The following is a 19,117-nucleotide window of genomic DNA, read 5'->3' on the forward strand; positions in this document are numbered from 1 at the left end:
AAAGTCCTGTCTCAATTGGTTAATCTCTTGTTAAGGCAATTTATAGCTGATTTGTCAACAACAGAAGTTGTCAATATTTTGTTTTTATCAAATTTATTACGTATTCTTCATCATGAAGCTTGCTAAAGATGAGAACAGGGCAGAAGATTGGTCGAGCGGTAGCATCCTTTACCGGCTGATGGAGCAGTATGTAGCTTATAAAAATAAGCTCCAGGAAGAACAGGCTGCATTAAGACGCATTTACAAAAGTCGACCTTCGTCGGACTTTTTTCAGTTAGAACAAAACAAAGCGGCCTATTTAATGGCTCTCAGTTATTATAAAGAAGAGTTGATGCAATGCCTGCGCAAAATTACAGCAATTGAACAGGATATAGTTGATACGAAGAAAACAATAAGTGAATTTGTACCCGTTCGCGATCAACCTTTTACCATCAATTTCGAGGGAGAAGATTACATAACAGGCTTTGTTAAAAGAAACGCTGATATTTATCAGTTTATTCTGGTGAAGAAGAGTCTCAGCGATAGGAGTACAAAACCTACCTACCTACCTACCTGCCTACCTACCCGCGCCTGAAAGTTTATAGTTTTTAGCTAACCGTAGGTTAAACATAAAAATTTCCTCGCTTATCTTTAACAAGGCTGCTAACCCGAATAGGTTAGTTTAACTATAATTTATGATAAAAGAACAGAAACATTTCACACTTAATTTAATGCTATAACCGGTGGGAGGCCGGTGCTTGTCTTCTATTCTGGCCACCAGTCATTATTACCCCTCGTAGTATTTGCCAAATAATTTATGGCTAGATAGCATAATCTTCTCTCACTGGAATAGTCTAATATAATTCTACCAATCTAATTGTAGCATTCAGAGGGTGGCACGTAACTTCCGAGTTTAAAGTAGTATTCAGGTATTATCTAAAAATAAAGGCTGCCTGTACGCGGGCAGCCTTTATTTTTAGAACTATTATTATAATTAATACCCAAACAGCTCTTTTAGGGAGAGTTGCTTTACTTTACCATATTTCTGCAACTCTTTAAAGTTTAAGCGTTCTTTAGAGCCAATTACCAAAATAACCTGGTTCTGGCCTTTTACAAATTGCTCCTGAAATTTCTTCATATCGGCAAAGGTGAGCGAATTCACACTTTGGTAAATATCCTGTCGGATATCATAATCTAACCCCAGTCGCTTAGACCGCTCATAATCAAATAAAATATCAGATTTGGTAATGCGCTCGGTCGAGATGCTGTTGATAATGCTTTCTTTGGCGTTGGCAAAATTGGCTTCGGCCTGCGGCATTTCGTTCAGCAGGGCCTGCATACCCGCCGTTGCTTCCGGCAATTTATCGGATTGGGTACCAATGTAAGACAAGATATAATTGGCCCGGTCTTTCCGGCTGGCGTTGGCGTACCGCGAACTAGCCGAGTAGGCGAGGGCCTTCGATTCGCGCAATTCCTGGAACACAATCGAACCCATGTTCCCGCCAAAATATTCGTTGTAAAGCGTTATGGTGGGTACCAGTTCTTTTTTGAAGTTAAAAGATTTGGTCAGGAAAAGCAGTTCGGCCTGTACCATGTTAAAATCGGTCCAGTAAACCTGGCGGTCGGTGAAATCTTTTTCCGGAAATACTTTTAAAGGCGGAACTTGTTTTAAGCTGGCCGGTATCAAGTGGCCGGTGTTTAAAGCCGCCGTTAAATTATTGGTAGCGCGCGGGCCGTAGTACAAAATATGGTGTTCGTAGGTCGGAATGCTTTTAATCAGGCTGACCAGTTCCTGAGGTTTAATTTTGCGGAGTTCGGCTTCCGAAATAATATTCGTAAAAGGGTTCTTAGGGCCGTATTTGGCGTAATTCACCATGGCTTGGGTATGAATAATGCCTTTGTTTAGTTTGGCATTGGCCCGTTCCTTTAACACGCCGGCTACCATGTCTTGTAAGGCTTGTTGGTCGGGTTGCGGGTTTTGTAGCACGCTCTCGAACAAGGCCAGCCCTTTTTCAAAATTATCGTCCAGACCGGTCAGGCTTACATACACTTGCTCCTGCGACGAAAAAACATCGAAAGAAGAACCCAGTTTGAAAAATTCCTTTTGTAATTCTTCGGCGCTGAACTTATCGGTACCTAAATATTTAAGGTAGTTAACCGCCAAGCCCAGTTTCGGATTGTTATTGGTGCCGGTTTCGAGCACGTAGTACAGATTAAATAAGCCGTTTTCCTGGTTGCGGGTAAAGTAAACCGGAATATTATTTTTGATTTTGGTTTCGCCCACGTCTTTTTTATAATCCAGAAATACCGGTTTCAGCTCCGGCGTTTTGCCGGCCATCACGGTTTTGTAAAACTCCGATTGCGCATCGCGGTTTACCGGGACCGGCGTAATAGTGGGTTTTTCTACTTTCTGCATATTGGGGTCTTTGCCCGTGCGTTTGTAAACAACCACGTAGTTATTCGGGCCCAAATATTTATTGGCTACGTCTACTACTTCCTGTTTCGTTATTTTGGCAAAATCGTCGCGCATGGCCAGGTAATCTCTCCAATCCAGCCGGGCTATATAGGCGCTTACAAAAGCATCGGCCCTAGCTTCGTTGCTCTCGAAAGCTTTCATTTCGGCAATTTTGGTGTTGTTTACAATGGCCGGAATCAGCCAGTCTTCAAACTTGCCTTGCTTTACCAATTCTACCTGGCCCAGCAAAATATTCTTTACTTCGTCGAGGGTTTGGCCCTGGCGAGGTGTGGCACCCAGCAGCAGCACACTGTAATCGTTCATGGTGTACTCACCGGCCGAAGCGCCCAGTACTTTTTGTTTCTGGTTCAGGTTCAGGTCGATTAAGCCCGCCTGGCCATTAGATAATAGCTGGCTAATCATTTTCAGGACCAGCGCCTCTTTGGATTTTATACCCGGAAACCGGAAACCCAGGCGAATGCTTTCGGCACTCGGGCCAAATACTTCTTTTATTATGGGTTTGGTAATAGGGGCTTCGGCGGGTGGGTTGTAAGCCGGTACCGGTTGGTTTTTCAGTTTACCAAAATATTTATCAATAATCCGGATAGTCTGGTCGTAATCCAGATCGCCGCTCATGGCAATAGCCATGTTGTTAGGCACGTAATAGGCTTCGAAATATATCTTGATTTCGGTGATAGAAGGATTTTTCAGGTGCTCGACGGTGCCAATGGTGGTTTGGGTGCCGTACTGGTGTTTCTGAAATATTCCACCCATTAACGCTTCAAAAACCTTACTACCATCGCTGTCGAGGGACCGGTTTTTTTCTTCGTAAACGGCTTCCAGTTCGGTATGGAACAACCGCGGCACCAGTTCACCGAAACGCTCGGCTTCTACCTGAGCCCATTTTTCTACCTGATTGGCCGGAATATCGCCGGTATAAACGGTTTGCTCTACCGAGGTATAGGCATTGGAGCCGTTGGTACCAATAGCACCCACCATTTTATCGTATTCGTTGGCAATGGCGTAACTAGCCGCTACACTAGAGATGCTATCTATCTGGTGGTATATTTTTTTGCGTTCGGCCAGGTCGGTTTTGGTCCGGTATACATTGTAGAGGTTTTCTATTTTGGCCAGTTCGGCTTGTTCTTTCGCAAAATCGCGGGCACCCAGGCGCGAGGTGCCTTTAAATACCATGTGTTCCAGGTAATGCGCCAAACCCGTAGCCGTTGCCGGATCGTTTTTGCTGCCCGCCCGCACCGCAATATACGTCTGGATGCGCGGCGCATCTTTGTAATCGCTCAGGTAAACAGTTAAGCCATTATCGAGGGTATAAATGCGTGCCTTCAATGGGTCGTTCGGAACGGTGATATAGTTGTACTTTTTCTCTGTGGAGGCAGCCGGTGTTTCGGTGGCGGTAGAAGCCGATTGGGTACTGGGGGTTTTACATTGTGTTAGGGTTAAACCCGACAGCAACGCTAAACTCATGAATATTTTTTTCACGGAATAGGGGTGTTTTAAGTTATGCAAAGTACTATCGAATATACAAGAATGGCACCAAAATAAAAATCCCTGATTTTGGCAGGGATTTTGGCTTTATGATTTAAAGCACTTTTGCAAAGTTATTGGATGTCCCCCTTCGGAGGGGGCAAGGGGGAGGATTTACCAGGTTAAATATTGATTTGCAAAATTCTTATTTAGATAGCCGGGTATTTAGCCAGGCAATATTTTAGAAATCAGTGTCCAGCATCAGCCTTTTCCTAAGTTCGGGTAAAATTGGGTGTTTCTCTGATAAATAACTAAACTTATCCTGCGAGGTGTAAAGCTTGCGGCCGCCTTGTTGTTCTTTTACCTCCAAACGCACGTTCAGGCGGTTGTTGCGGAGGCGCTGGCGCAAGGCGGCCAGGAACTCGGCCCGGAACTCATTAAACTGGTCTACCTGCACCGGGTTTTCTACTTGCAGCAATACTTCCTGTTTTTCGTCGAGGGTAACCGGGCGATCCAGAATAATATATTCCAGCATTTTACCTTCGGCCCGTTTCTGCACCGTCAATTCCCGCCAGGCGGCCTGAAAAGCTTCCGGGCTAACGGCAGTGGCCGGTCCGGTTGGCTCTTCTTCTGCTGAAGTGGTCGTGTTTGTTTTTTGATTTGTGATGGGATTGCTTAGCTGGGCCTGGATATCTTTCAAGCTCGGCATTTTTACCATCTTTTTGGCACCGGGCAATGGCACGTTGCGGTCCGGCGCCCGCGAAGGACTTGGTTCTTCTACTATTGGCGGGGGCGGAAAATTTACCGTTGGCACCGGCGGCATTTTGTTGATGGCCGTTGGCGAAGTATCCGGCGGTACTACCGTGGGTGGTGCCGCTGGAGCTGGTGTTCTAACGGGGTGGCCATTGGGGGGCGTAGCTAAAGACTGCCCGTTGCCATTTGTGATCCCGTTGGGATTCGAACCTAAGACCGACTGCGGTGGCGGGGTGGCTGATGTTTCCGCTGCCCCGTTTGCATTTCCTGTACTTACACTAGTTTTTTTTTTGACGTCTCCGTTCAGGGAGAAGTCTTTGGCAAAATTAACGGCTTGGTTCAGGTGAGCCAGTTTTAAGAGGCATAGCTCTACGTGTAGCCGCTGGTTTTTGCTGTTTTTAAAGTTGGCATCGCAAGCACTAACCACGTTTAACCCGGATAACAGAAAGGACAGTGAGGTTTGGTTGGCCTGTTGCGCATAGCGGGCTTTAATATTATCGGAAACCTGTAGCAGTTGGACGGTTACGTTGTCTTTACTTACCAGCAAGCTCCGGAAATGCTCCCCAATACCCGTTATAAAATTGTGTGCATCAAAACCGTTTTTAAGAATCTCATCGAACAGCAGCAAAGTGCCCGAAATATCCTGATTTAGCAGGAAATCGGTTAGCTTAAAATAATAATCGTAATCCAGAATGTGCAGGTTGGCAACTGTTTCTTTGTAGGTAATATTATTACCCGAAAAAGTTACCATCTGGTCGAATATTGACAAAGCATCCCGTAAAGCGCCATCGGCTTTTTGTGAAATCAGGTGCAGCGCATCGTCTTCAGCCTTAATTTCTTCTTTGCCGGCAATATTGCGCAGGTGTTTAACCATATCCTCTATCTGGATGCGGTTAAAGTCGAATATCTGGCAACGCGACAAAATGGTAGGAATAATTTTATGCCGCTCGGTGGTAGCCAAAATAAAAATAGCGTAGGAGGGGGGCTCTTCCAGCGTTTTCAGGAAAGCATTAAACGCCGAATTCGAAAGCATGTGCACCTCATCTATAATATAGATTTTGTATTTGCCGGCTTGCGGTGGGTAACGTACCTGTTCTACCAGGTTCCGGATGTCTTCTACGGAGTTGTTCGAAGCCGCATCGAGCTCGTGCACGTTAAAAGAAGCATTGTTGTTAAAGCTCCGGCACGATTCACATTCGTTACAAGCCTCGGTCTGCGGCGTTAAGTTCTGGCAATTAATGGTTTTGGCCAAGATACGGGCACACGTGGTTTTACCAACCCCCCTGGGACCGCAGAACAAAAACGCCTGCGCCAAATGGTTGCTGGTAATCGCGTTCTTAAGCGTGGTAGTAATATGGTGCTGCCCTACTACGCTATCAAAAGTAGTTGGCCGGTATTTACGAGCTGAAACAACAAAATTTTCCATCCTATTACAAAGATACGGAAAGGAGTTAAAGGTTAAAAGGTAAATATTTTGGGTTTGTATAAGCTTTTAAATATTAAATAGTTAACTTAATTAATTTAGAAAACTTACCTGATAACTGTTTACTGTAAACTGAAACCCGTATCTTTGCTTTGCCAACAGGTTAAAAAATGAATTTTTCTAAACCATTGGCTGTTTATTTAGTACACGTACCAATCCGGGGCTGACCGGAATTGACAGCTTGAGCAGGCTGCGTGTAAGCATGTCGGGAGTTGAATGAATCTCCTGTTAAAAAGTCATTCAAACAACAATCGGCGAGTCTAACTACGCTATGGCTGCTTAATCTAGGTATTAAGCAATAGTCATTGTCCCGCAGCTGCTACTCCAAACCGCGGCTGGGTTCGGGGCATCGAAAACGCTTGGATAGCGATTGCGAAGGTGTGGCGCAACCGCGAAACTAAACACCTAAGGTAAATTAACAGGTCTGGTGCCGACCTTGATTTACTCGAAAACCCAACGGCAACTAAGCATGTAGAAAGCGCGACAGTTTCCTTGTCTGGACCAGGGTTCGACTCCCTGCAGCTCCACGAATTTTTTTGCCCAATCTTAAAAGTTAAGGTTGGGCATAGTTTTTTTAAGAGGGTTGAGATAGACGGGTTTAACAGCAACAGTTGGGTATTCAGAACAAGGCATCGGATTAAGGAATACATCAAGGTTAAGTAATATTTATACCATTAGGAAGTAATTAATGCGCAATCTAAAGGCGTCCTGTTGACCTTGTCGAAATAGCTGAATATCTTTCGGCAAGTTCACGATAACCGATAGGGTACTTTTAAGTGCAAATACTATTTAATAGTAGTATAATATTTTCCTATTTCTATCGCAGGTTAATTTAAAATTTATGGCACCAAACCGTCGCGTTTTTGTAAAGCAGGTTGCTGCTTTGGCTGGGGCATTTTCCCTGCATAGTCTTTTCAATCAAACCCATGCGGCCGAGTGGCAGCAGGCCGCTAAACGCCTGCAAAATTTAAGCCCGGAGCAGGTAGCGCGCGATGAAGATTTCTGGAGTGTGATTCAGCGCGCTTACACCGTTAATCCCAATATTATTAATTTAAACAACGGTGGGGTTTCCCCCGCCCCGCTGGTGGTGCAGCAAGCCGTAGAACGTTATAACCAATTATCGAACGAGGGACCTTCGTACTTTATGTGGCGGGTACTGGACCAGGGGCGCGAACCGCTCCGGGAAAAGTTAGCTTTATTGGCCGGAACGTCTCCCGAAGAAATTGCCATAAACCGCAACGCTACCGAGGCCCTAAACACCATTATTTTCGGCCTGGATTTAAAGGCTGGGGACGAGGTTGTTGGTACCCTGCAGGATTATCCCAATATGATTCAGGCCTGGCGGCAACGGGCGCAGCGCGAGGGCATTGTTTACAAACAACTGAATTTCGATTTCCCCATAGAATCGGATGAGCAGATAGTGCGGGAGTTTGAGAAAGCCATTACGCCCAGAACTAAAATACTGCACGTAACGCATATTATTAACTGGGTAGGCCAGATAATGCCGGTGCAAAAAATCTGCCGGATGGCGCACGATCGGGGGGTAGAAGTAATTGTAGATGGCGCCCATTCTTTTGGTTTACTCGATTTTAAAATTCCGGATTTGGAATGCGATTATTTTGGTACCAGCCTGCATAAGTTTCTGTCGGCCCCGATTGGCAGCGGCATGATGTGGATAAAGAAAGAGAAGATTGCGAAAATCTGGCCGTTGTTATGCAACAGTCAGCCTACCAGCCAGGATATTCGCAAGTTCGAGACCCTGGGCACCCGGAGTTTTCCGATTGAGCAGGGTATCGGCGAGGCGATAAATTTTCATAATGCTATTGGCCCCAAGCGCAAGGAAGAGCGGGTGCGGTATCTGAAAAATTACTGGGCTGAGAAAGCGGCTAAAATTTCGGGCGTAAAACTGCATACCTCTTTAAAAGCAAAATATTCCTGCGGCATTTGCGGCGTAAGCGTAAACGGCCAAACACCCCAGGAAGTAGAAAGCATTTTATTTAATAAGTTTAAAATTCATACTTCGCCTACGGTTTGGGAAAATATTAGCTGTGTGCGGGTAACCCCGCATGTTTATACTTCTTTAACCGATTTAGATAAGCTGGTAAATGCGCTGGCCTATATTGCGTCTAGTAAAAACACAGATTCGAAATAAACCGGCAATTATACTCTTACAGACGCCGGTTAGCCCACGACTATTTCTACAGATTTATGCCTTAATTATTTAGGTATTGCGTTTACAATATGGCGGACTTATTAAGTTTGTCGCAACAGCTATAGCTACTTTTACCAGATTGTAGTAGTTTCTGCGGTAAGCCCCGGTGCCTCCTGGTGTACTTCTAAGGACAGATCCGGGTTTAAAAGAAATAATGCCAAATAGAAATAACCACTTACCATAAAATGAAAACCTTCAGGTTGTCAGGCTGAAAGCATCTATTGATTAGAAAGTAAAGAAGGTAATATCCGCTATAATGGTTTTACCGGTAATGCCTTTTATCCAATAGGTCTTTCCAGGGTGACAAAATGAAATAGTTTTGGCAGCTGGTAAATACTAGTTGGTATAAATACTAAAATACACTTTATCATAACTATTTATTCTTATATTTTGCCGGTCATTTATTTTTAAACCGACCCGCTTCCACCCGTGTTAAAACTTGTGCTGTTTATGTTCTATTGCCGCTGCCGATTTTTGCTGTTTTTTACTTTAACCTTGCTACTGCCCGGCCTGGGTTGGGCCCAGCAACAGAATCCAAAGCCCCTGTTAATAACCGTTGATTTAAAAAAGAAGGCCCAAACCATCAATAATTTTGGGGCGGCGGGTTGCTGGTACGCCGAGGGCATTGGCAAACACTGGCCGGCGGAGAAAAAAGAACGCATCGCCGAACTGCTTTTCAGCCGGGAAGTTGACGCGCAGGGCAATCCGAAGGGCATTGGCTTATCGGCGTGGCGGTTTAACATTGGCGGCGGCACCGCCGAACAGGGCGATAGCAGCGGCATCCGGGACGTAAACCGCCGGGTAGAAGGCTTCCTGAACAACGATGGTTCGTATAACTGGAACAAACAGCCGGGGCAAACCTGGTTTCTGCAAAAAGCCAAACAGTATGGGGTAGAAAACCTCATTGCTTTTGCCAATACCCCGCCGGTACAATACACCCAAAACGGACTGGGTTTTAAAACCACCAAAGATTACCGCTCTAATCTGCAACCCGATAAATACGAAGCTTACACCAATTTTCTGGCAGAAGTACTCCGGCACTACGAAGGAAAAGGCTTGGGTTTCAAGTATATTAGTCCGGTGAACGAACCCCAGTGGGACTGGACGGGCAAGTTTGGCGAGGCCAAACAGGAGGGTACTCCCTGGCAAAATCCCGAAATCGCCCGCGTAGTACGGGCGCTCGATAATTCCCTGACCACAAAAAAGCTGGCTACCCAGATTATTTTGCCCGAAGCGGCTAAACTCACCTACCTGTACGGCGAAAAAGCACCGGCAGCGCGTCAGACCCAGCAGTTCTTCGGGAAAGGCAGCCCCTCTCATTTAGGTAACCTGAAGCACGTGCCGCCGCTGGTGGTGGGGCACAGTTATTTTACCGACGAAGGCGACAGCGCAATAGTGGCAGTCCGGCAACAGGTAGCCGATACGGCCCGGCACTACGGCGTCCGGTTCTGGCAATCGGAATATTCCATGCTGGCCGATGGCTTCCGGGAAGGCACCAAAGCCCGGCGTACCGCCATGGACTGCGGCTTGTTCCTGGCCAAGCTCATTCACCAGGATTTAACCGTAGCCAACGCCGCTGCCTGGCAATTCTGGAATGCCTTTGAACCCGGCCGCGCGGAATTTGATACCCGCTATTACCTCATTGCCTTGCAGCCCAACGCCACGCACACCGATGGCAATTATCAGCAAACGAAGAACCTCTGGGCGCTGGGCCATTACAGTTTGTTCATCCGGCCGGGCATGCACCGCTTAAATATTAACCGCAGCGATAAGTTAAACCCGGTAGCCGCCGCCCAAAAAGTAATGGTATCGGCTTATACCGGCCAGAAAGGTGAACTGGTGGTGGTGGCGATTAACTACGAACCGGAAGCCCGCAACCTGCAACTGGCGGCAAAAGGTATGAACAAGGGCACCACTTACCAGCGCTACGTAACCACCGCTTCCCCCGACGATAACCTGAAGCGCTACCCCGGTGGTAAGCTAAACCAGGCCATTTCCCTGCCGCCCCGGTCTATTACGACGCTCGTGGTAAAAGATTAAGCACTACCGGCGCTATCAAAAAATATTTATAAGCAAAAAAGATGCGGTAGTGGTATCTGATAAATATTTAAACCAGGCTATCCCTGGCTTGCCGTTTTCAGATGAAATAATTACCAGGCTTATCCCTATTCAATTTTCACGCCTTCGCAGGTTAATTCTATCGATTCAATAGCCACCTCATTTCCATCGGCCTTTAAATCGGGGGCCACTATTTTCACGGGGCGGGCACGCTTTAACCGCCAGACTTTTACCAGTTCCTGGTTCTCGTTCCGCATCGAAATCCGGATATCAGCTTTATGCCTGGCCGACTGGTCCACGGCTTGCCGCCATTTATGAAAGGCCGCCGGGCTGCCCAAAAAAATGCCTCGTTTCAAGGTTATGTGCTTGGGTTTGCCAAAGCCGGGAATTAGAAAGCGGAGCCATTTATTTATTTTAGATACCCCGTTCGGACCACCTGCCCGGTATTCGCTTGCACTGGCTTGGACCGCCAGACCGGTAACTTCCGAAAAGCCCAGGATACTGCCCTGCCATTCGACCTGGAAATGCAATTTTGAATTGGGAGATGGAGCCATTGCGCTGTAAGTAGTTAAGGATAGATAAGTTATAAAAATTAATCTATAGCAGAAGCTTTTTATACTTGGAACAACTCTTTACCCGATTAAACTACAAGGGAAATTAATTATATTATTGAATGCGTTTAGGTATCAGCAGAGATTCATACTTGCCGGAGAGATATCAAGACTTATGGGGTACTTGCAGCAGGTAGAGTCGGGGAAAAGTATATAAAGCCTTTAAATTATAAGACTGACTAATTATTCATTACTATTCTTTTCGGCTATTTCCTTAATTACATCTATAACTTCATCAAGGTAATCTGGCGATTCGATTAGGATTTCGCAACTTGGCCCGTTCCAGAATTTTTGCACACTTTGTGATAGTTGCCCTACATGATAATGCTTTACTTTTCCTTTAACTTCTTCGTAAGGCATCATTACTACAATCCTGAGTTTAGTCTTTCTAAGGGTAATAAAAGAGATGTTCTTATTCTTAATAATTGAGATATAATATTTCTTTGGATTTAAAATTAAAGATTTATCAAATTGATGTAGGCTTTGAACTAAGGTATTATAGATGTTTTTAACAATATCCTTTACGCCTTCCAGATGAAATTCTACTGTAATATCCAGCCCTTCCCCTTTATCGCCTAAATCGATAGTAGAATATTCAATATCTGAAAATTCGGGTTCAACAGTGTATATAATCTCACTGCCAGCAGTAAATTTTTTCAGCACCATAACCTTTACCATTTTGCCCCAGGTATCAGTATATGTATCAATAATTTCTGGCAGTTCATCTTTCTTGCCATCAATTACAATCAATATATTCTGGCTGGTTTCTATAGTATCTTTGATGAATTTGAAAATTTCTTTTTCTCCCAAATACTTCTTAAACTCTTTTTTTAATTCGGCATCGCTATCTACGGTAGAGTAAATTTTTTCTATTAATTCGGATTGGCTTTTTCTGTTCTTAAAGAAGGCAAAGAACTTTGTTATCTGGGGAAAGATGTGCCGATAGAAGTCGTGTTTTGCTAATTCAGCTTCAACTAAATAAAACTCTGGATTATCTTTATCAGATAAATCAAACAGAAATCCATCTGGAATGGAGGCACCAATGGCCTTGGTATCGATTTTCCGTTTGGCTTCTATAAATATGGTTTTATTACCAAATAAAAGCTGGCTATTGGCAATTACTTCCTTTTCTAAAGTATCCTCTAAATCGTAACTATATTCTTTATACTGTTTCCCGTTTTGTAATAAAACCATTTGCCTTATAGAAATTTAAAAGGAACAATTATTATTCTGAAGCTTCTGTAATAACAGGCTTTTCAGACGTATTAAATATATCCGAATGGTCCGGTTTTATCTCGGCTAAATCATCAATACATCTTTCAAAAAAATCTATAATCGCAGCTCGTTGATTTTCCTTAAGCTGTAAAAAACCAATTAGAGGGCTTTTATTTTCTACTGAGTACCCATCTCGTTGATTTGCAATTAAATCCCAGCTTTTACCTTCCAAACTCTCATGAATTTTCTTGGCCTTAATTCCGGTTATATCCTTTTTGTGACTAATCCATACCCGAACGAAAATACAAGGATGTTCCCCCCACCAGTTTCCATAGCCTAACGCTACATTTACATCTTTCCCATAGGTAAAAAGAGAAACATATTCATTATTCCGGATAGTAGGCTGGTAAATATTCCACCGATGCATACCCTTCCGAGTGTAAAGCCTACTTACATCGTTTAAAACATCATTAAACTTCCTTCTTAGGCCAAAGAAAGATTGGAAAGTAACAAGGTCTTGATAATTAATTTTTTCCATTATAAGCTTTTTGGCTTTTAAAAATTTCTTTAACTCTTGAGTTATAGTGTTACATGTTTCATTAATACAAGCACCTACATCATGCCAGCGCAATTGCTGAAAGCTAATCCCTTTCGGGAAAACATAATCTTTGTCTTCCCGGTTAGCTGTTAGGAATAACAAAAGCTTTTTTTCATGACCACGTTGTGCAAGTAATTTTGCGTAAGCATCTAACTGGTTTGGGCCTTCACTTGAACCCACCTTATTTTCAACAATAATAAAAGAATGACCTAGATTTATTTCAAGGTCGGTCCTTTTTCCTTCTTCTGCATAAACACATTGAGTATCAATGTGAAATGAACCAGTATTTTTATCTTCCAAATGAAGTAATTGTAGGAACCTGTTTCTAAATACTTCATCTTCTCCAAGGCAAGAGGCAAATATTTCTGTAATATAATCTTCCAATGGTCTCGTACTGGAGCGGACCTGTAGTTTAAAAAGTGAATTAAATAAAGACATTATAATAGTCGAAGAGAAACCTTTATAACAAAACCTACTTCTCCAATGCCGCCAGAATCGTTCTGAAACTTGCCAAGCCTGCTTCCAGGTTTTCAATAATATCCTCGGCTAACACATCCGGGTCAGGTAAATTATCCAGGTCGGCCAGTGATTTGTCTTTTAGCCAGGTAATGTCGAGGCTGGTTTTGTCGCGGGCGATTATTTCTTCGTAGGTGAATTTTCGCCAGCGACCTTCGGGGTTGGTTTCGGGGTGGTAGGTTTCGGTGCGCTTGTGGCGGTTTTGCGGGTTGTAGCAGGAGATAAAATCCTGCAGGTCGTCCAGCTTGAGCGGGTTCTTTTTAAGGGTGTGGTGAATGTTGGTGCGGTAATCATATACCCATATTTCTTTTGTCCAGGGGTCTTTGCTGCTGGGTTTGTTATCGAAGAAAACGACGTTGGCTTTTACGCCGTGGGCATAGAAGATGCCGGTGGGCAAACGTAAAATGGTATGCACATCGGTGGTTTCCAGTAGCTTTTTTCGGACGGTTTCGCCGGCTCCACCTTCAAACAATACGTTGTCCGGCAATACCACGGCCGCCTGGCCGGTGGTTTTCAGGATGCTGCGGATGTGCTGCACAAAATTGAGTTGCTTGTTGCTGGTGGTGGCCCAGAAATCCTGGCGGTTGTAGGTGAGGTCTTCTTTTTCCTGTTCGCCTTCGGCGTTGGTAAAGGTTTGGCTGCTTTTCTTGCCGAAAGGCGGATTGGCCAGTACGTAATCGTAGCGCACGCCGGTATCGGCAATAAGGGCATCGGCGGGGGAAATAAAGTTGTCGCTGTCGATGTCGCCGATGTTGTGGAGGAATAGGTTCATGAGCGCCAGGCGGCGGGTACTGGCTACAATTTCGTTGCCGAAGAAGGTTTTGTATTTGAGGAATTGCCGCTGCTCTTTGTACAGGTCGTGGTGGGCTAAGAGGTAATCGTAAGCGGCCAAAAAGAAACCGCCGGTTCCGCAGGCCGGGTCTGCAATGGTGCGCATGGGTTCCGGGTTTACGCAGGCTACCATGGCTTTTATTAACGCACGGGGCGTAAAATACTGGCCGGCACCGCTTTTGGTATCCTCAGCGTTTTTCTCCAGCAGGCCTTCGTAAATATCGCCTTTGTCTTTTACGCCCATCATCAGCCATTGCTCGTTGTTTATCATGGCAATGATTTTGGAGAGCTTGGCCGGGTCCTGAATCTTGTTCTGGCTCTTGGTAAATATTTGCCCCAGTATACCTTTTTCTTTACCCAACTCCCGGAGCATAATGGTATAATGCGCTTCCAGTTCTGCCCCTTTTAAATCTACCAGGCTTTCCCAGTTATATTCTTTGGGAATAGGTAACTGGCGGTTATGCGGCGGCTTGGTGTATTCATCGGCCATTTTTAAGAACAGCAGGTAGGTAAGCTGCTCTAAATAATCGCCGTAGCCCACACCATCATCGCGTAGGGTATTGCAGAAAGACCAAACTTTAGAAACGATTGCGGAGTTATTATTGCTCATTAATTGTGGTTGTTGCAGTATAGTCTTTTAAAATTGCTTTAAAGGTTGTTATATATCCATATAATGCATCTTCCTGAGAGGGAAATAAAAATTGCTTTTCCCATCTATCACCAGATTCAAAAAATGAATCAATTAAATTATTTTCCTGAAGAAACGTTGTTGCAGGATTTATTCGACCAGTTTTACTATCGTAAGATCTTACAAAAAACTGAAAACGATACATATCCTGCTCAACAATAATATCAATGGCAAACCGGATATCATTAAATGTACAATTATCTAGTACAGCATAATGCTTCCAATCATATACTCTGGTAAATGGAGAACAATCAAACTTAAATTTATCAATTATTTTATCCCTTCTATAGATTATCAAATCCTGAAACATGGAATTCAATGCTATAGCTTTATTATAATTATCATCAATAAGCATATTTTTGAGAAATTCTTCCATCAACGGTTTGTTCATATTTTTCCCTCCTAAATAAGAAATTAAGTTATTGTATTGCCTTAGTAAAAATAAGGTGTCTATGTTGTTTGTTTGCTTTTCACATTTACTGAGCCACCCATTAAATAAATCTTCAGAGGTTTCGTTATATGCAGAAATATAAAACATTTTTGGTAGTATACTGGCTATCTCTGAAAGAGTCCAATCATGTGTCGATGGCTGTTTATTACCACTTAAAACCAAGTATACTATTGAATCAACTGAAAAGCCTTGGTTCTTTATATATTCAACATATCGTGGTATTTGCCTATCCATATCAGAGGCACCATAAATCTTGTTTTCAATAATAATAGCCTTCTTAGATGTTAAATCTTTAATTAAGATATCAATTCTCCCAGTCTCTCTTTCAACTATAGTATTTTGATACTCAGATTTTTTAATCCATCCATTTCGAGAATGCCTATTCAGAAAAGAAATAAATAAATTTAAAAATAGATAACCTTCTTTATGCTTCCCATTAGGACTTAAAATTGCCTGCAAGATATCACTATGAAAGTTCTCTCTATAATAAGTATCGGACACTATTTGGAAAACATTCAGTCCTATATCAATTTCCTTCTTTTCTAGTTCAGAATGTTCTTTTGAAAGTCGAATAAGTTTTTCACTAGAAATAAGTTGCTGAACTTCATTCAAATGTTTCGATAATAGTGCTCCTAAATCAAATATGGGATTTAGTTGTATAGATGGCTTTATGAATTCATGTTTAGCTATTTCCAAAACTTGGGTAATTATAAATTATATATAAAGTAATGATATTCTTTTAAGTAATTCGTGTTTACTTGTTTTGGCTTATAGAGGTATTCGAAGACATTGTAAAGAGGGGTTGTTAATGAAAAACCCGTAAGTCTACAAATTCATCAATTTAAGGAGCTACCTTCAGCAACCTTAGCCAAAGCATTTAATTTGCGTATTTGTAAATCCATATGATGTTTAACTGTTTTTTCGTAGTCGTTCTCCTTTTCATTTGCTTTACTAATTAAAACCAAAAGTTCTAAACCTAATAAAAAGAAAAACCAAAGAAACCAAACGATTAAAGCAATATTTGACCCTGTAATCAGGCTATACATAACTTCCAACTCATCCAGAAATCCAGCTTTAGATTTGTATTCCTCCTCTAACTGATCCCGTACATTTATTAAATCAGTCTCTTTTTTACTTTTCTGAATACGGAGTTCTTCTATCTGTTTTACTAAAGGTTCAATCATATCGATCTTAGGGTTGTTTATATTAGAAACAGATACAGATTTTGTTTGCTGTACTTTCTCTTTAATAATTGTATTCCCCGTAGTATCAGTTATTGTCTCTTTTACTGGTGTTTGTGTTGTTACAGAAGAAATTGCTTTAATGGTAGGTCTTTTTTCAATATCAGCTATTAGATTAAGGCGTTCATTCTCCTTATTTAAAATAGCTGTATCTAATGAAGCAATTTGGTTTCTAAGGTCAGCCGTCTTCGGAGGTAATGCATTATTTACCCTATCGCCTATGGTGTCTATTTTCTTAAGGTCAATATCTTCTTTAAAAATTATTTGATCGATAATTACAGCCCCTATTACAGACATCATAGCCGCAATTAAGGCTCTCGATATATAAAGCCCTTTAGATGGAGTAATACTTAAAATAATTTGCCGTTCAATTTGGATAATGATAATTACCGCGATAACAGCGCCTGCAATGGAGCCCATAAGTCCGCCGTCCAGATACCTTTGAGTGAAACTATAGCCAATAAATGACCACAATATACATACAATAAGCAAAGCTGAGGTATACCGCTTTACGGCTTTAGCAGCTACTTCACTTGAATTTCTAACTATTCCGTAGTTATAGCCAGTTAAAAAGCAGCCAAACCGTATCCACCAATTATTCATGATAATGACCTTAAAAGTTCCTTTTTAAAATGGAGTGGTGTGATATGGCTGCTAATCCGTTTTTAAAACCACGGGTATAGCTTAATATAATACCTTGTCCTAATCCCTTATAGATTTTTGCCTGTTCTTCAATTTCCTCTACTTGTCTAATGTGGTCTTCAGCAATTTCTTTCTTCACATTTAACTCTTCTACAGTATCTATCATACCACTGCGGCTTCGGCTGGCTATATGAAAGTTTATTTCCCGAATGAAGTCTTCATAAAAAGTTTTTACTTTCCGTACAGTTCTGGCCAAATCGTTTCTTAAAGCTTCAATATTCTGTTCCATGTGAGAGGTATCTGAATTTATTAAAGCATCCTCGTATCCTTTTGCCTCGTGGTTACGTTCTAGAAATTGAAAAAGTGCATTAATTCCTACATCAGTTTGGATAGCGGTTCTTTCAGTAGCCGCCGTGACTGCTTCGGCTGGTTTAGTATTTTCCACGAATATATTTTCTGGAATTTCGGGCAAAGGTGGCGTGTTGGCAAATAAGCTATCTCCTAAACCATTTACCTCTCTATTTTTCTTATTGAAGAAGCTAAATAACCCCATAAACCATAAATTTTTTAAATATTAATAATTGGTACCTTGAACTTACTATGCCCTCTTTTATGGCACGACTCACATAATGTGATTAATAAATTGCCCGGGTATTCCCAGGGAAGTTTAAATTGGTTTTGCTTTATAATAAAATGATATTGCCGGTGATGTACTTGGAGCCTTATATTTTTTCTACATATTACACAATTATAATTATCTCTTCGTAAAATTTCTTCTCTTTTTTTCCGCCAATTTGGGGTAAACAGAAGAGCACCATAAGTACCATGTGCTGGAGTATTTTGTGTTGTATAATCTTTGGTCTGTTCTATAAATTTTGTTCCTAGGTTAAAGCGACGATATTTTCCTAATTTTTTAATTACTAGGAACCGAAATTTACTATTGGTTGGGTCGTGCATATTAGTAGCTTTGATAAATAGGTTCATTTACTAATTTACCCTCAAATGCCTTCTTTAAAATACTTTGCCGGAGTGTTTCGGCGTGTTGCAGACTTTGGGTAATAGTTTCTTCTACTTTATCGCAAACACTTAAGCGGCTTTCTATTTCCTGAACAATTTGTATTTGCTCTTTTATTGGAGGAAATGGGATTGCTAAGCTTCTGACTTGTTGAAAATTTAATCCTTGTCTTGTTGCACCAGATTGATTATTCATTATTTCAGCCTGGGCACTAGTTGAGTTCAAATAATAAGATAAATATTGGCAATTTAAGGTTTGCTGGTCTGCGCGGAGAATACAAACATGTTGATTTACATTTCCCTTAACGAAACTAGCAGGAATAAATGTACTTCTTCTAATTGAAGCTCCCGTAATATTAAGTAAAACATCAAAGGGTTTTACTCTTGTTCTCTTCATGCGTTCATCAATCTTATCTGAGATGAAAGCAACGTCATCAAGCCTTAATTCATTGGGGTACACATTTTGGCTTCTCAAAAATGGAATTCCAGATGTCTGGTAAACACTCTGTCCTCCTTTAGGAGTTACTCCACTTCCAACAAAATTTAATAAACTTCCTAGCTTCTTCTCCTTCCAACCTTCCGGCAATTCACCTTCTTTAACTTCTGGATTGGTAAGTTTACCTTCGAAAGCCCATTTTAAAACAGCTTGGCGGTAAACTTTTAATTGCTGCCGGGCTGTTTCTAATTGTTCTTTGCCTTTGTCTAATTCGCTGAGCAGTTCCTCTATTTTGGCAACTATTTCTTGTTGTTCTTCTAGCGGAGGAAGATTAATTCTAAGTTCTTTCAGCTTAATTATAGTTAAGGCATTATATGCAGAACCAGAAGTTGAAATATCCTGCTTAAACCTTATAAAGTGAGAGAAATAATAATTTAGAAAAGTAGGAC

14 protein-coding genes and 1 other RNA gene are annotated in these 19,117 nt (G+C 42.1%); 4 read left to right on the top strand and 11 right to left on the bottom strand.

Going from position 1 to position 19,117, the window contains the following annotated elements; translation table 11 throughout:
* Positions 1-112: 112 nt before the first annotated feature.
* On the top strand, positions 113-574 hold the full coding sequence (locus AAE02nite_RS21205) for a hypothetical protein (RefSeq protein WP_146902829.1): 462 nt from the start codon (positions 113-115) through the stop codon (positions 572-574).
* A gap of 399 nt (positions 575-973) precedes the next feature.
* Here the strand turns inward: AAE02nite_RS21205 and AAE02nite_RS21210 are convergent, their stop codons facing one another.
* Positions 974-3,934, bottom strand: coding sequence for a M16 family metallopeptidase (locus tag AAE02nite_RS21210; protein WP_246151212.1), 2,961 nt, complete (start codon positions 3,932-3,934; stop codon positions 974-976).
* 226 nt (positions 3,935-4,160) lie between these two features.
* Positions 4,161-6,098, bottom strand: a complete 1,938-nt coding sequence (locus AAE02nite_RS21215; protein ID WP_146902832.1) for a DNA polymerase III subunit gamma/tau — start codon at positions 6,096-6,098, stop codon at positions 4,161-4,163.
* Positions 6,099-6,314: 216 nt separating this feature from the next.
* On the opposite strand from AAE02nite_RS21215, the gene ssrA reads away from it, so the two are divergent.
* The 3 genes from ssrA to AAE02nite_RS21230 all read left to right on the top strand — a co-directional run bounded on the left by ssrA (position 6,315) and on the right by AAE02nite_RS21230 (position 10,407).
* Positions 6,315-6,685, top strand: a transfer-messenger RNA (tmRNA) gene (gene ssrA / locus AAE02nite_RS21220).
* Positions 6,686-6,996: 311 nt separating this feature from the next.
* Positions 6,997-8,307, top strand: a complete 1,311-nt coding sequence (locus AAE02nite_RS21225; protein ID WP_146902835.1) for an aminotransferase class V-fold PLP-dependent enzyme — start codon at positions 6,997-6,999, stop codon at positions 8,305-8,307.
* Between the two features lie 510 nt (positions 8,308-8,817).
* Complete coding sequence (locus AAE02nite_RS21230) at positions 8,818-10,407, top strand: glycoside hydrolase (protein ID WP_146902838.1); 1,590 nt, start codon at positions 8,818-8,820, stop codon at positions 10,405-10,407.
* Positions 10,408-10,532: 125 nt separating this feature from the next.
* Here AAE02nite_RS21230 and AAE02nite_RS21235 read toward each other — a convergent pair whose 3' ends face one another.
* The 9 genes from AAE02nite_RS21235 to AAE02nite_RS21275 form a co-directional block, all read right to left on the bottom strand.
* Positions 10,533-10,979 (bottom strand): phage tail protein, encoded by a 447-nt coding sequence (locus tag AAE02nite_RS21235; RefSeq protein WP_146902841.1) that lies wholly within the window; start codon positions 10,977-10,979, stop codon positions 10,533-10,535.
* Between the two features lie 240 nt (positions 10,980-11,219).
* Complete coding sequence (locus AAE02nite_RS21240) at positions 11,220-12,230, bottom strand: hypothetical protein (RefSeq protein ID WP_146902845.1); 1,011 nt, start codon at positions 12,228-12,230, stop codon at positions 11,220-11,222.
* Between the two features lie 31 nt (positions 12,231-12,261).
* Positions 12,262-13,233 (bottom strand): PD-(D/E)XK nuclease family protein, encoded by a 972-nt coding sequence (locus AAE02nite_RS21245; RefSeq protein WP_170252659.1) that lies wholly within the window; start codon positions 13,231-13,233, stop codon positions 12,262-12,264.
* An 88-nt stretch (positions 13,234-13,321) separates the two neighbouring features.
* On the bottom strand, positions 13,322-14,806 hold the full coding sequence (locus tag AAE02nite_RS21250) for a class I SAM-dependent DNA methyltransferase (RefSeq protein WP_146902851.1): 1,485 nt from the start codon (positions 14,804-14,806) through the stop codon (positions 13,322-13,324).
* Positions 14,796-16,031, bottom strand: coding sequence for a PD-(D/E)XK nuclease family protein (locus AAE02nite_RS21255; RefSeq protein ID WP_170252660.1), 1,236 nt, complete (start codon positions 16,029-16,031; stop codon positions 14,796-14,798). Before AAE02nite_RS21255 ends, AAE02nite_RS21250 begins: the two co-directional genes overlap by 11 nt.
* Before the next feature lie 140 nt (positions 16,032-16,171).
* Positions 16,172-17,179 (bottom strand): DUF4407 domain-containing protein, encoded by a 1,008-nt coding sequence (locus AAE02nite_RS21260; protein ID WP_146902857.1) that lies wholly within the window; start codon positions 17,177-17,179, stop codon positions 16,172-16,174.
* Positions 17,180-17,189: 10 nt separating this feature from the next.
* Positions 17,190-17,771: a hypothetical protein gene (locus AAE02nite_RS21265; protein ID WP_146902860.1), complete on the bottom strand. Its 582-nt coding sequence runs from the start codon at positions 17,769-17,771 to the stop codon at positions 17,190-17,192.
* A 14-nt stretch (positions 17,772-17,785) separates the two neighbouring features.
* Positions 17,786-18,175, bottom strand: coding sequence for an HNH endonuclease (locus AAE02nite_RS26585; RefSeq protein WP_218033537.1), 390 nt, complete (start codon positions 18,173-18,175; stop codon positions 17,786-17,788).
* Position 18,176: 1 nt separating this feature from the next.
* A partial coding sequence (locus tag AAE02nite_RS21275) for a restriction endonuclease subunit S (protein WP_174761985.1) occupies positions 18,177-19,117 on the bottom strand: 941 nt, incomplete at its 5' end.

The sequence above is a fragment of the Adhaeribacter aerolatus genome, from assembly GCF_007991635.1.
Classification (GTDB): Bacteria; Bacteroidota; Bacteroidia; order Cytophagales; family Hymenobacteraceae; genus Adhaeribacter; species Adhaeribacter aerolatus.